At 72.2% G+C, this 13,712-nt stretch carries 9 protein-coding genes; 7 read left to right on the top strand and 2 right to left on the bottom strand.

Annotated elements, in window-relative coordinates:
• Nucleotides 1-13: 13 nt before the first annotated feature.
• On the bottom strand, nt 14-3,262 hold the full coding sequence (locus ACZ6S0_RS16765; RefSeq protein WP_465917812.1) for a hypothetical protein: 3,249 nt from the start codon (nt 3,260-3,262) through the stop codon (nt 14-16).
• Nucleotides 3,263-3,455: 193 nt separating this feature from the next.
• On the bottom strand, nt 3,456-5,795 hold the full coding sequence (locus tag ACZ6S0_RS16770; protein WP_465917813.1) for a helix-turn-helix transcriptional regulator: 2,340 nt from the start codon (nt 5,793-5,795) through the stop codon (nt 3,456-3,458).
• 103 nt (nt 5,796-5,898) lie between these two features.
• On the opposite strand from ACZ6S0_RS16770, the gene ACZ6S0_RS16775 reads away from it, so the two are divergent.
• From ACZ6S0_RS16775 to ACZ6S0_RS16805, 7 genes are all read left to right on the top strand, one after another.
• Nucleotides 5,899-8,271, top strand: coding sequence for a helix-turn-helix transcriptional regulator (locus ACZ6S0_RS16775; protein ID WP_465917814.1), 2,373 nt, complete (start codon nt 5,899-5,901; stop codon nt 8,269-8,271).
• A 140-nt stretch (nt 8,272-8,411) separates the two neighbouring features.
• Nucleotides 8,412-8,840: a VOC family protein gene (locus ACZ6S0_RS16780; protein WP_465917815.1), complete on the top strand. Its 429-nt coding sequence runs from the start codon at nt 8,412-8,414 to the stop codon at nt 8,838-8,840.
• Complete coding sequence (locus ACZ6S0_RS16785) at nt 8,837-9,193, top strand: YdeI/OmpD-associated family protein (protein ID WP_465917816.1); 357 nt, start codon at nt 8,837-8,839, stop codon at nt 9,191-9,193. The genes ACZ6S0_RS16780 and ACZ6S0_RS16785 overlap by 4 nt, the downstream gene beginning before the upstream one ends.
• A 164-nt stretch (nt 9,194-9,357) precedes the next feature.
• Nucleotides 9,358-10,017, top strand: coding sequence for a TetR/AcrR family transcriptional regulator (locus tag ACZ6S0_RS16790; RefSeq protein ID WP_465917817.1), 660 nt, complete (start codon nt 9,358-9,360; stop codon nt 10,015-10,017).
• Nucleotides 10,010-10,933, top strand: a complete 924-nt coding sequence (locus tag ACZ6S0_RS16795; protein WP_465917818.1) for an ABC transporter ATP-binding protein — start codon at nt 10,010-10,012, stop codon at nt 10,931-10,933. The genes ACZ6S0_RS16790 and ACZ6S0_RS16795 overlap by 8 nt, the downstream gene beginning before the upstream one ends.
• Nucleotides 10,930-12,543, top strand: a complete 1,614-nt coding sequence (locus tag ACZ6S0_RS16800) for an ABC transporter permease (protein ID WP_465917819.1) — start codon at nt 10,930-10,932, stop codon at nt 12,541-12,543. The genes ACZ6S0_RS16795 and ACZ6S0_RS16800 overlap by 4 nt, the downstream gene beginning before the upstream one ends.
• A 95-nt stretch (nt 12,544-12,638) precedes the next feature.
• The gene (locus ACZ6S0_RS16805; RefSeq protein WP_465917820.1) at nt 12,639-13,607 is read left to right on the top strand and encodes an AraC-like ligand-binding domain-containing protein; all 969 of its coding nucleotides are present in this window, start codon (nt 12,639-12,641) and stop codon (nt 13,605-13,607) included.
• The last annotated feature ends 105 nt before the right edge of the window (nt 13,608-13,712 follow it).

Raw genomic sequence — 13,712 nt, forward strand, 5'->3', positions numbered from 1 at the left:
CGATGAGGTCCCATCAGTAGATGCCGGCCATGTTGCTGGTCCAGTAGGAGTCGCCGACCTGGGTGACAGGTCCGCGGTCCACGGGCGTGGCGGCGTAGAAGTAGAGCAGCCCCGTGTTGTCGACGCCGCCGGACGCGGTCGACCAGATGTCGGGCGTCTCCTGGCCGGCCAGCGGCTGGAAGCGCCTGACCCCGTCCACGGTGACGACGCTGCCCTGCGCGTTGCCGTTGGAGGTGAAGGCGGGACGGCTCGCGAGGGTCCAGCCGCCGGTGCCGTAGGCGCGGCGGGCGGCGAGGGTGTAGGCGCCGCTCTCGTCGCGGGTGCCAGGGTAGAGCCACACCTCGCCGGTGACGCGGTTCCTGGCGAGGAGGTCGGTGACGCCCGTTTCCTCGGGCGCGCCGTCGCCGTTCACGTCGGGGGTGATCTCGCCGGGCATGACCACGTCGTAGTCCGCCCAGCCCGGCGTTCCGAGCACCGCGGGCGCGGCGAGTTCGCCGTTGGCGGCGGTGGCCAGGGGTCCGGCCTGGGTGCCGGAGAAGAGCAGCAGCCTGCCGCCCTCGTTGACCACGAGGTCCACGCCGAGCTTGCCGTCGATGTTGCCAGGGGAGATCACCTGGGTCGCGGCCGACCAGTTGCCGCCGCCCGGGTGCTTCAGCTCGCGGCGGCCCGACGCCAGCGGCTCGCCGAGCCCGTCGCCGGGGTAGAGCCACAGCCGGTCGTCCTTGAGCACGAACACGTCCTCGTAGCCGTCCTTGCCCATGCCGTCCTCGGGGCCGATCAGGTCGCCGCGGTGGGCGAGCTTGGCGTCGTCCCAACCGCTGGGGAAGGTCCGGTTCCAGGCGATCGTGCCGTCGCCCTTTCCCGCGTAGAAGAGCAGGCGGCCGTCCTTGGCGACCGACAGGAGGTCGAGATGGCCGTCGCCGTTCAGGTCGCCGTCCCGGTCACCCTGCACGACACCGTCGGGGTCGGCGACGAACTCGGGCGCCGCGGTGACGATCAGCGTGGTGTTGGTCTCCACCGCGGAGGCCGCGCCACTGTACGGCGAGACGTTGCCGGCCGTGTCGTACGCGACGACGTGCAGGCGGTTGTTGGGCCACCGGGGCGGGGCCACGGTCACGGTCGCGGTGCCGTCGGCGCCCGCCTTCACCCACGTGCCGTTGGAGCACTTGGCGCCGCCGATGGACAGCGGGTGGTTGAGCGTGTAGCAGAAGCCGTCGAGGTGCAGGTCTCTGGAGGCGAGCTTGATCGTCCGGGTCTTGCGGGCCGCCACCTCGGCGACGTCGAGCGGATGGCCGTCGACCGCGGTCACCGTGGGCTTGACCGGGGCCAGTTTGTCGATCTGGAAGCCGCAGTCGCCCGAGCCGCCGGTCATGTCGATGCCGTCGGTGGCCTGGACGGTCCACCGGTAGCCGAACCCGTCCTTGAACGTCGCGGCGGCCACGCTCACATTCGCGATCCCGCCGCTGGCCACGGTGTCCGAGGGCGTCGCCACGGTGTTCCCGCCCACCTGCCAGACCAGGAACTTCCCGGTGACGTTGCCGCCGTTGGGGTCGCTCACCCTGGCGATCATGCTGATCGCCGAGTTGCCGACCACCGGCCAGGTCGCGGGGTTGTTGTCGCAGCGGATCCCCACGTCACTGGAGTTGTTTTGCCAGGCCCCGATGTACGCGCCCTTGGCACCGACGTCGGGCATGTGGTTGTAGGTGACCTCCAGCACCGGGTTGGTGGCGTTGACCCGGAACCGCTTCCAGCTCCGCGGGTCGTCCTCGGTGCCCGGCTCCGCGCGCAGGCCCAGGGTGATCTGGGTGCCGCGCAGGTCGGCGTTCTCCTGCAGGGCCGCGCGCAGCGCGGCGGCGGCGTAGTCCTCGCCGCCGCCGGCACAGGTGGTGGACCAGCCGTGCGCGAACGACTTGGTCTGCAGCGTCTGCTTCCAGGTCGGCTGGTTGTTCCAGGTGGTGGAGGCGCCGATGCCGCCGGTCCAGCCGAGCTGCACCGGCATCTTGGTGCAACTGTAGGAGTAGGTGTTGAAGACGTTGAACGTCGCGGAGACGATGCGGGAGCCCCGGAGGTCGTCGGTGTTCATCTGGAAGTAGGTCCTGCCCGTGCCGCCGGTCCAGTCCTCGTAGCCGACCCGCCCCTCGACCGGGCTCTCACTGCCGATCTTCTTGGCGCCGTCGTAGAACGCGGTGTCGGCCAGCGACGGCGACCCGGCCTGCTTGTACGCGATCGCCCAGTGGTTCTTGTAACCGTCGTTGAAGATCGGGTCGATGGTCACCGGGTAGACGGTGGCGGGGTCGTCGAGCATCGCCCGGTCGGGGACGATCCGGAGCGAGTCGCCGTTCACCTCCGCCGCCATGGGGGCGCTCCTGACCGAGCCGCTCCCCGCCGCGGCCGTCCCGGCCGCCTTTCGCGCGGTCGTCGCCTTGTCGGAGGAGTCCCACATCAAGGGGCGCGGCGCGAAGAGAACCTGCCTGCCCGCGTCGTCCAACGCGGTGAGGCCGCCCCGCGCGTCGGGGGTGAGGCGCAGGCCCCGCCCGCCAAGGCCGAACGTGAGGTTCCGCAGCTTGGGGTTCGCGGCGGCTCGGGCGTCCTCGACGATCAGGTGGCTGACGAAGTTGTCCGGCTCCACCAGGATCTTCAGGTCGACGCCGGGCAGCACCTCGGGATAGGTCAGCTCGCTGCCGGACACCACCGGCGCGGGCAGCCGGGCCGGCCAGGTCAGGGTCAGGCTCTTGCCGCCCTTCACCATGGTCGCCAGGGGTCCCTTGCCGCCGCCGGAGAAGGCCATCCCGAAGGTCGTGGACACCGGGGCGACGGTCCCGTCAGCCTGCTTCCGCAGAGTCGGGTCGATCCGCCGCCACTTCCCGGTAGCCCGGCTCCACACCGGGCGCAGGTGCTGACGGAGGGTGAGGCTGCCGTCGGGGTTCGCGCTCACTTCGCTGGTCTCGGTGCGCCGCTCGACGACCTCCACCTGCCGGCCCGTCTCGGCGGCCCGGATCAGCGCCTTGGCGTCCTCCGGGGTCGGCTCCGCGTCCGGGACGGCCGTCGCGCCGGGCGGCTCCTCGATCGGGGCAGGCCCCTTCTCCTGCGCCGGCGCGGTCGCCTGCGGGGCGGGCTCGGCGTCACCGGTCTGGCTCGGCGGGGCGGGCTCGGCGTCCCCAGTCTGGCTCGGTGGGGCGGACTCCGTGGTAGCCGTACCGGGCACGGGGTCCGCCGCGGCGGACGGCGCGAGGGCGACTCCCGTCATCACGGCGATCGTCATGATCACCGCTCCCGTGCTCCACCGCGGACGCGATGGCCTCATGTTCCTGCTCCGATCTCGCTCATGGCTTGGGTTGTGGCTCACAAGAGCGGCCAGCGGCACTTTAGATCGGGAAGAACGTCAGCAAATCTGTCATTTCGCCCGATATTTCAGGGTGTGTGGTGGGATGACTGAGTCATCGAACCGCAGCGTCTCAGTGGTGGTCCGCCTCACGCAGACGGCGGGCCAGCTCACCCCGGGAGGACACGCCGAGTTTCTGGTACGCGCGATAGAGGTGGGACTCCACGGTACGCAGGCTGAGATGGAGCCGCTCGGCGATCTTCCGGTTCGGCACTCCTTCGGCCGCCAGCCCTGCCACCCGGGACTCCTGCCCGGTCAGCCCCGCGATCGGGCCGGACCCCGTGCCGCCCGTGGCGTCCCGCTCCGCACGGGCCCGGCACGCCCAGGGAGCCGCCGCCAGCCTCTCGAAGATCTCCAGCGCCGTGTCGAGCCGGGCCCGCGCCTCCACCCTGCGTCCCGCCCTGCGCAGCCACTCCCCGTAGACCAGAGCGGTCCTGGCCAGCTCGTATGGCCGCCCCAGCAGCTCGTGCCCCCGCAACGCCACCGTGTACGCCGCGTCCGCGTCCGCGCCCCGCGCCAGCAGGCCACGGCACCGGGCCAGCTCCGCCTCCCCGGCCCGCCCAGTGGCCTCCATCCGCCGCAACGCCTGCCCCGCCGCCTCCGTCCGCCCGCACCGCACGGCCGCCTCGACGAGATCGGCCCCACTCCCCTCGTCCGCCCCCAGGAACCAGTCACCCCATCCGTCCAGTTCGTCCCATTTGCAGAACCAGGGCACGATGTGCGCTTCGGCGGCGGGTTCGAGGTGGTCGGCGGCGTCGCCGTATCGGCCTTGGCCGAGGTCGAGCAGGCCGAGGGCGTGGCCGGCGAGGGCGTCGATCTCCGGGGTGCGGGTCCCGGAGCACTCCGCGGCGAACGTACGACAGCCCGCCTCGTCGCCCCGCGCCGCGGCCAGCCAGGCGAGCCGGGCGCCGAACCGGGCGGCCTGGTGCGACCATCCGATCTCCAGGGCGAGGTCCCGCCCCTCGGCCAGCGCCTGCCCGGCCTCGTCCCACCGTCCCCGGCGGGTCAGGTCGACCCCGGCCATCTCCAGGGCCCCGGCCAGCCGGCCGTACTCCTGCCTGGCGCGCAGCCGTACCAGCATCGCCGTCACGGCCCGCGAGGCCGTCACGTCGTCCCCTGCGACGGGGGTCCGCCGTGCCGGCCGCCCGTCAGCGGCCCCCGGCGCCCACGCGAGCGGGGGCGCCGCCTCCTGCCGTACGTCGGAGGAGCCGCCCCAGGCAGCGGGCGGAGCCAGGTGCGGCGCGAGGGCGTCGGCGCGGGCGATCTGGCCCGCCGCGCAGGCGGAGTCGGCGGCGGCGGTGAGCCTGGCGGTACGTGTCACCGGGGCAGGGGTGAGGTCGGCGGCGGCGACGAGGGCGTCGGCGCGGGCGTCGGCGGTGGGGGCCCGGTCGGCCAGCTCGTGGAGGGCGGCGGCGACGGCCTCGTCCGGGCCGAGCGCGGCGCCGGCGCGGTGCCAGGCGGCGTCCTCGCGGCCGAGCGCGGCCAGCGCGCGGTGGATGTCGGCACGCAGCGAGTACGACGCCCGGCTGTACGCCAGGGCGGGCACGAGGGACTGTTCGACGATCACGTGGCCGTCCGCCACCTGCAGGGTTCCGGCCCGTTCCGCGGGGGCGAGGTCGGCGAGCGAGACGCCCAACGACTCGGCGGCGGGCACGACGGAACGCAGCCCGCCGGTGCTCTCGACGGCGATCAGGGCGAGCAGCGCGACCGTACGCTCCGGGAGGCCGGCGAGGATCGAGGCGGGCCCGTTCGGACCGCCGTGGGAGGCGGCGCGGAGTCCCTCCAGGTGCGCCCACGGGGAGGTCAGGTGGCCCTGGCGCTGCTCGGAGGTGAGGGCGTCGGCGCAGGCCAGGAGCGTTCCAGGGTTGCCGCGGGCGAAGGCGGTGAGGCGGTCGCGAACCTGCCGGACCATGTCGGGGTGCCGCCCGGCCAGGAACGCGGCGGACGTCTCCGCGTCGAGCCCGCCCAGCGTGTGCCCGGGCAGCGGGGCGAGCCGCGACTCGGTCCCCTCACGCTCGGCGGCGACGACCGCGAGGCCGTCGCCGTCCCGCCACCGGCGCAGGGCGAGGACCAGCGCGTCCGCCGACGCCCCGTCGATCCACTGGGCGTCGTCGATGAGGAGCACCAGCCCGCGTCCTCCCCCCTCCGCCACGAGCCGATCACGTACGGCGCGCGCGACCGCCTCCCGGTCCGTACCCGGGGGCATCAGATGGGACAGCGCGGCGGACTCCCCCGGGCGGCAGGCGGCGCGCGACACCGGCGTGCCGTCGGCGACCTCGGCGGCGTATTCCAGCAGGGCCGTCTTGCCGATGCCCGGTCCGCCCCGCAGGACGACGGCGCCGCTCCCGCCGTGCCGCGCCGCCGTCACGAGTCCATCGATCAGATCGCGTTCGAACGCTCGTCCGTACAGCACGGTGACCAGGGAATCAGCAGGCGAGTCTGGCCGTCATCGAGATCGGCCGACTATTCACACATCGTTCATTCCGCCGATCTGACCGCGGAGTACAGTCCCGAGCGTGCTCTACGGGCGGTCTGCTGAACTGGATCACATCGACCGGCTGCTGACGGGGGTCAGAGAGGGCAGGCCGGCGTCACTGGTCCTCCGCGGCGAACGCGGGGCGGGCCGTACCGCGCTGCTCGACCAGGTGGCCGCCACCGCACGTGGCCTGCGGGTGTTCCGCACCCGGGGCATCGCCGCCGAGTCCGACCTCCCGTACGCGGGCGCCGCCCACCTCCTCCACCTGAACGAACGCCGCCACGACCTCCTGGACCCGGACCGTGCGGCGGTCGCGGACCGGCTGGCCGAGCTGGCGGCGGCGGGACCGGTGCTCTGCCTGGTGGACGACGCGCACCTGCTGGACGGGGAGTCCGCCGAGGCGCTGGTCCTCGCGGTACGGCGACTCACCGGGCCGTGCGCGCTGCTCCTGGCGCTGCCCGGCGAGGCGAGCCTCCCCTTCGAACTGCCGGAGCTGCCGCTGTCCCGGCTGGACCTCGCGGACTCCCTCGCGCTGCTCTCTGCGCTGCCCGACCGGCTCGCGCCGTTCACCCGGCGCAAGGTCGCCGCCGCGGCGGAGGGCAACCCGCTGGCGCTGACGGAGTTCGCCGCCGGGCTGGCCGCGGCGCCGGAACGCTCTCCCCTGCGGCTCAGGCCCGAGACGATGCCATTACGCCCACCCCTGCGGCAGACGATCGCCGCCGGGGTCGCCGAACTGCCGCCCGCCACCCGTTCGGCAATGCTCGTCTGCGCCGCGTCGGGACCGTCCGATCTGGCGCCGATCGCGGCCGCCGTGGAACGGCTCGGCGGAGACCTGCGCGACCTCGAACCGGCCGAGCGGTCCGGCCTGATCTCCATCTCCGGCCGCCGCCTCCTCTTCACCCATCCCCTGTTACGCCCCGCCGTCTACCAGGACGCCCCCGCCTGCGAACGCGTCCGCGCACACGCCGCCCTGGCCCACGGCGACGAGCCGGACGCCGCGCACCACGCCGCCGAGGCGACCATGTCCCCCGACGACAAGCTGGCCGACCGCCTCGAACTCCGCGCGTCGCTCAACCTCGACCGCGGCCACGAGGCCGCCGCCCTCGAGAACGCGGCCCAGCTCACCACCGCCCCCGCACCCCGGGCCCGCCGCCTGGCCGCGGCCGCGGAAGCCGCCATCGACCTGGGTGAATACCCCTATGCGGCGGCCCTCATCGCCGAGGCCGCTCCCCTCGCGGACCCGCCGATGGGCCTGCGCCTGTCCCGCCTGACGACCAAGCTCCCCCCTGAACGGCGCCCGCCGAACGTCCTCCCCGCACTGTCACCGCGCGACGTGTGGAAGGAGGCATGGGGGTTGTCGCCGGGAGACGACCTGGAATCGTGCCGAAGGGCGGAGGCGCTGGTGTCCCGGTCCCGTACCCGCGGGATGCCGGGCCTGGAGACGCAGGCGCTGCTACTTCTGGCCATCGTGCAGACCACCGCGGGCCTGCACGGGCTCGCCGCCGGCACCGCGACCCGCGCTCTGGCGCTGGCCGAGGACCTCGGACGCCCCGACCTGGCCGTCCAGGTGACCGGCGTGCTGGCCTGGCTGGCCGCGGTCCGCGGCGCGGAACACGACTGCCACCGCCTCGCCACGGCCGCCGGCGACAACGGGATGGGCCCGTGGGCGCGGGCGCTGCTGGCCCTCGGGTACGGTCGGGCCGCCCCGGCCCTACGCCGGTTCGCCGAGGGGACGCCGCCCCCGATGGTCGCGATCCGGGCCACCCCCGACCTGGTCGAGGCCGCCGTGCAGGCGGGCAGGGGCAATGAGGTCGCGGACCGGATGGAACGTTTCGAGAGATGGGCCGCCGGAACCGGGCGCGCCGGGCCCACGGCGCTCGCCCTGCGCGCGCGGGCGCTGCTCAGCCCGGGGCGGGAGGCCGACACTCTGTACCTGCGGGCGCTGGACCTGCACGCCGCCGCGGGCCAGCCGTTCGAGCTGGCCAGAACCCGGCTGCTGTACGGGGAGTGGCTGCGCCGCAGGGGCCGCCGTAGTCGCGCGTTACGCGAGCTGGGGGCGGCGTTGACGGGGTTCGAGGAACTCGACGCCCGGCCGTGGGCGGAACGCGCCCGCGCCGAGATCCAGGCCGGCGAACGCCACATCCCACCCGCCCTGAACGGCGCCTCTCCGTCTCGCACCCCGTCCGGCGGCGACCTTCCGTCCCGCGCCGCGCTCGGCGGCTTGACCCCGCAGGAACTCCGCGTGGTACGCCTGGCCGCCCGCGGCGCCACCAACCGGGACATCGCCACCCAACTCATCCTGAGCCGCCGCACCGTCGGCAACCACCTCTACAAGGCGTTCCCCAAACTCGGCATCACCTCCAGAGCCCAACTGCGCCAACTGGCCCCCGCCCTCTTCCCCCAGGACACCTGACACCCCGGCCCCTGGAGCAGCAGCAGAGCAGCCCCGAGGCGATCAGCGCGCACATCGTCAAGATCGCCAGGCAAAGTGCTCAGAAGATGAGCACTTCAAGGTCGATGATGAAGGAGTAGACCAACGAGAAAGGCACCACCATGCTGCGAGGACTGACCACGACCTCCTTCTACTCGTCCGATCTGGATGCGGCCAAGCGCTGGTACACCGAACTGTTCGGGATCACGCCGTACATGGACACTCCGGCCTACCTGGAATGGCGTATCGGGGACTACCAGCACGAATTCGGCGTCATCAACGCCGCCTACGCCGACAGCGAGCTGGCCAGGACGCCGTCCCCGGACGCGGTCGGCCGGCCGGCCGGCGCGGTCGTCTTCTGGCACGTCGACAACGTGCCCGCGACCTTGGACAAGCTGGTCGCGATGGGCGCCAAGGAGCACGATGCGCCGCGCGACCGCGGCACCGGCTTCATCACCGCCACGGTGATCGACCCGTGGGGCAACATCCTGGGCCTCATGTACAACCCGCACTACCTGGAGATCCTCGCGTCCGTGAAGGGCGGGTCATGAAGGTCTTCGCGGACGCCGCCGCCTGGCGCGACTGGCTGACCACCCATCACACCTCCGACGGCGAGGTATGGGTCGTGCTGGCCAAGAAGGGCGTCACCGAACCGACCAGCCTCACCTACGAGCAGGCGCTGGAAGAAGCCCTGTGCCACGGGTGGATCGACGGGCTCACCCGCAGCCGCGACGAGTCGACCTACGCCCAGCGCTATACCCCGCGCCGCCCACGCAGCAACTGGTCGCAGCGGAACATCGCCCGCGTGGCCCGGCTGCGGCAGGAGGGCCGGATGCGGCCGAACGGGCTCGCCGAGGTCGAACGCGCCGTAGCCGACGGCCGCTGGCTGGAGCCGGGCGCCTGAGCCTGCTCGCCTCGGGTCGAGGTGGACCGTCAGATCGACCGGGGCCTGACGGTTCACCTCATCTGCGAAACCGATCGTCATTCGCCGAGGAGTTGACTATCCATGTGCATAGGGTGCTACCCTCCCGGGTAATAAACTATGCGCTTGGATAGGAATGTGCAGCAGTGACGACGCCACCACCCGACCCTGAAGACCTGACCACACGCGCACGGATCAGAGACGCGGCCCTTCAGCATTTCGGGGAGCACGGCTTCCAGGGAGCGACCACCCGGGCGATCGCCGAGACGGCCGGGGTCTCCCCGGGACTGCTGCGTCACCACTTCGGCTCCAAGCAGGCGTTGCGCGAGGCCTGCGACGACTACCTGGTCAAGCAGATCAGGTGGCTCAACGAGCAGGTCGGCACCGATCCGACCGCCGGCGCTGTGAACCATGTCGCCACCGCCGTGGCCGCACTCGGACCCAACCGGCAATACCTGGCCCGTGCCCTGGCCGAGGGATGGGCGGAACCGGTGTTCGACGCGATCGTCGAGATGAGCGAACAGTGGCTCGCCAAACTCGACGAACGCCGCACCGATCCTCCGTTCGCCGACCGCAAGGCCAGAGCGACCGTGGGCAGCGCGATGGCCCTGGCCATCACCACCCTCCACAGACACGTGTCCCGATCGCTGGGCGTGGACATCTCCGACCAGGAAGGCGCCCGCCTGCTCGCCCTGAGCCTGCTCGACATCTACTCCCACCCCTGGCTCACCCAGGAAGAGGCCGCCGCCTACCGCGAGGCCCTGGACAAGACCGGCCCACACACCAAGGAAAACTCCGATGACTGACGCGATTTCGGTGACCGGCCTGGTCAAGACGTTCGGCGCCACCCGCGCGCTGGACGGCCTCGACCTCCTCGTGGGCACAGGGGAGGTGCACGGCTTCCTCGGGCCCAACGGCGCGGGCAAAAGCACCACGATCCGCACCCTGCTCGGCCTGTTGCGCGCGGACGCGGGCACCGCCCGGCTCCTCGGCGGTGACCCGTGGACCGACGCGGCCGCGCTGCACCACAGGCTGGCCTACGTACCCGGCGACGTCACGCTGTGGCCCCACCTGACCGGCGGCGAGGTGATCGACCTGCTCGGACAACTACGCGGCGGGCTCAACGAGCAACGCCGCGCCGAACTGCTGGAGCTCTTCGACCTCGACCCCCGCAAGAAATGCCGCACCTACTCCAAGGGCAACCGGCAAAAGGTGGCCCTGATCGCCGCGCTGGCCTCCGACGTCGAACTGCTCATCTTCGACGAGCCCACCTCCGGCCTGGACCCCCTGATGGAGGCGGTCTTCACCGAGACGGTGCGCGAGGAGCGGCGCCGCGGGAACCGTACCGTGCTCCTGTCCAGCCACATCCTGGCCGAGGTCGAGGAACTGTGCGACCGGGTCACCATCGTCAAGGACGGACGCACGGTGGAGAGCGGCACCCTGGCGGGCCTGCGCCACCTCACCCGCACCTCCATCCAGGCCGAGCTGGCGACGCCGCCACGAGGGCTCGCCGACCTGCCCGGCGTCCACGACCTGCGCACAGACGGCGACCGGGTGCGGTTCGACGTCGACACCTCCGCTCTGGACACCGTGCTGCGGCACCTCACCGACGCCGGCGTACGCGGCCTCGTCAGCCGGCCCCCCACGCTGGAGGAACTGTTCCTGCGGCACTACGACCGCAGCGGCGCGGGCAACGGGCGGCACGCGGGATCGGCCCGATGAACGCCCACACCGGCACCGCCCGCCTGGTCCGCCTGGCGCTGCGCCGCGAAAGGGCCATCGCCCCCTGGTGGATCCTGCTGATCGTGACCCTGGCCCTGGCGATGGTCTCCTACATCAACACCAACATGGGCACCGACGCGCTGAAAGTCACGTACGTCAACGACATCATCCGCCCCAGCGCCTTCCTCCAGGGGGTCGGCGGCGGGATCCCGGAACCACGGCTGGAAGTGCTCGCCACCTGGCGCAGCGGCGGGTTCCTCTATCTGGCGAGCGCGTTCGCGGCCCTCCTGTCCGTCGTCCGGCACACTCGCAGGGAGGAGGACGCCGGCCGGAGCGAGCTGGTCCGCTCGTCCGTGGTGGGCCGCCACGCCCAACTGACCGCCGCCGTGCTGGTGGCAGCGGGGATCAGCCTGGTCGGCGGGCTGGTGACGGCCGTCGTGCTGATCGGGATCGGGTTCGAACCGATCGGGTCGCTCGCCTACGGAGCCGCCATCGCGCTGGCGGGCTGGGTGTTCGCGGGCATCGCCGCCGTCGCCGCCCAACTGGCCCGCAACGCCCGTACGGCCACCGCGATCAGCCTGTCGGTGCTGGGCGCCTCGTATCTGCTGCGCTGGACCAGTGACGCGACCACGCAGCCCTGGCTGAAGTACCTGTCCCCGATCGGCTGGAGCCATCTGGTGCGGGCCTACCAGGACGAGCGGTGGTGGATGCTCGGGGTGTCGATCCTGGCGGGCGCCGTTCTGCTCACTGGTGCCTATGCCCTGCTCGGCCGCCGCGACCTCGGCGCGGGGCTGCTCCCAGAACGTCTCGGACGCGCGAGAGCGCCGAAGCTGCGCGGCCCGATCAGCCTGGCCTGGCGGCTGCACCGCGCCCTGCTGGTGAAGTGGACGGTCGCGGTCGCGCTCTTCTCGGCCATGGCCGCCGCGCTGAGCCCACTGGCCAAGGACCTGCTCTCGCGGCCCAGCATCGTGGTCGACAACATCAGGAACACCCTCGGCATGCCCACCGGCACGTCCGGAGAGGAGATGATCGGCGCCTACTCCTGGTACATGATCCTGATCCTCGCGTACGTCGTCGCCCTCTACCCGGCGCTCATGACGCTGCGGCTGCGCTCGGAGGAGACCTCGGGCCGCGGCGAGGCCGTCCAGGCCACGCCGCTGACCCGGCTCCGGTGGGTGGCCGGGCACCTGGCCGTGACCGGGCTCGGCACAGCGGCGCTGATGGCCGTCGCCGGGTTGGTGTTCGGCACGTTGTACTCGGTGCTCGTGGGCGACCTCGCCACCGACCTCCCCCGTTTCCTGGCCGGAGCGCTGGGGGCCGTGCCGGCCGCATGGTGTGTCGGAGCGGTGTGCATGCTGGGTTACGGGCTGCTGCCGAGGGCGAGCGTGGCGATCTCCTGGGTCGCCTGGATGCTGACCGCCGCGCTCGGGCAGGTCGTCGGCCCCTTGTACGGGATGTGGGACGGCAGCCCGCTGGAGCCGTTCCACTACATCCCCAACCCGTTCGTCGCGGGACCTGTGGAAGTCGCACCGCCCGTGGCCCTGCTCGCCGTCACGGCGCTCCTGCTCGGCGGCGCGCTCCTCGCCCTCCGCCGCCGCGACTTCGGGTAGGGCCGCGGATCTGCCCGCGGGCTTCAGGCGAGGCCGATGCCGACGAGGTCACAAGAACTCGGTGAATCACGATGGTGGCAAGGAGGACAACAGCGGTGTGGTCCTGGACGTCGACGGACGGCATGGCGGCACATGAGCGGGTGGACTGGTATCAGGACCTCATGTCCAGGACGTTGGCCCCGTGCAGCCTGAAGGTCGCGGAGCCCACGGCGTTCTGGGCGCGGACCGGTACCCTCAATCTTGGGCAGGTGGTCCTGTCCCGCCACGTCCACTCCCGCATCCAGACCCGCCGCACCGCACAGATGATTCGCCGTAGTGACCCGGAGTGCTACCTGCTGGGGCTGGTCACCTTCGGCTCGAAGGTGGTCTCCCACGGCCGCGTCAACACACAGGCGGAGGTGAACGACGCCGTGTTGGGCGACACGTCCCACCCCTTCACCTCCACCGCCGGACCCGGCGACGGATGCATGACGTCGGTCCTGCACATCCCCCGTACGATCATCGGCATTCCACCGGACCGGCTGGATGCGGCGCTGGCCCGTTCGCTGAGCACCCGCCACGGCATCGGCGCCATCCTCCGTCAGTTCCTCACCTCACTGAACAGCCACGCCTCCACCTGCTCGCCTCGGGCGCTCGGACAGATGGAGCGGACGGTGCTCGACCTGACCGCGGGACTGCTCGCCCAGCAGCTCGACGCCTGGGACACGCTGCCCGTGGAGACCCGCAAACAGGTGCTGCTGCGGCGTATCGACGCCTTCATCGAGCACCATCTCGGCGACCCCCGACTGACCCCCGGAACCGTCGCCGCCCACCACCACATCTCCCTGCGCACCCTGCACGCTCTCTTCCGAGACCGCGAGGAGACCGTGGCCGCCACCATCCGGCGTCGCCGGCTCGAACGCAGCCGCGACGATCTCGGCCTCCTTCAGCACCCCATCCAGGACATCGCCGCCCGCTGGGGGTTCGCCAGCCCGTCTTCCTTCACCCATGCCTTTCGCCGTCACTTCGGCGCCAGCCCCCGCTCCTACCGCCACGCTCTCCGGATGAGAAGGGCGCGGTCATGACCTTGCCGCCTGTGAGGCGGCCGTCAGACTGCCACGCCCGTCCGGGACGGGGGCCAGGCGGTGGAGGGTGGGATCGGGAACAACTCCCGCACGCTCCTTCAAACG

The sequence above is a fragment of the Nonomuraea sp. NPDC051298 genome (assembly GCF_055586305.1).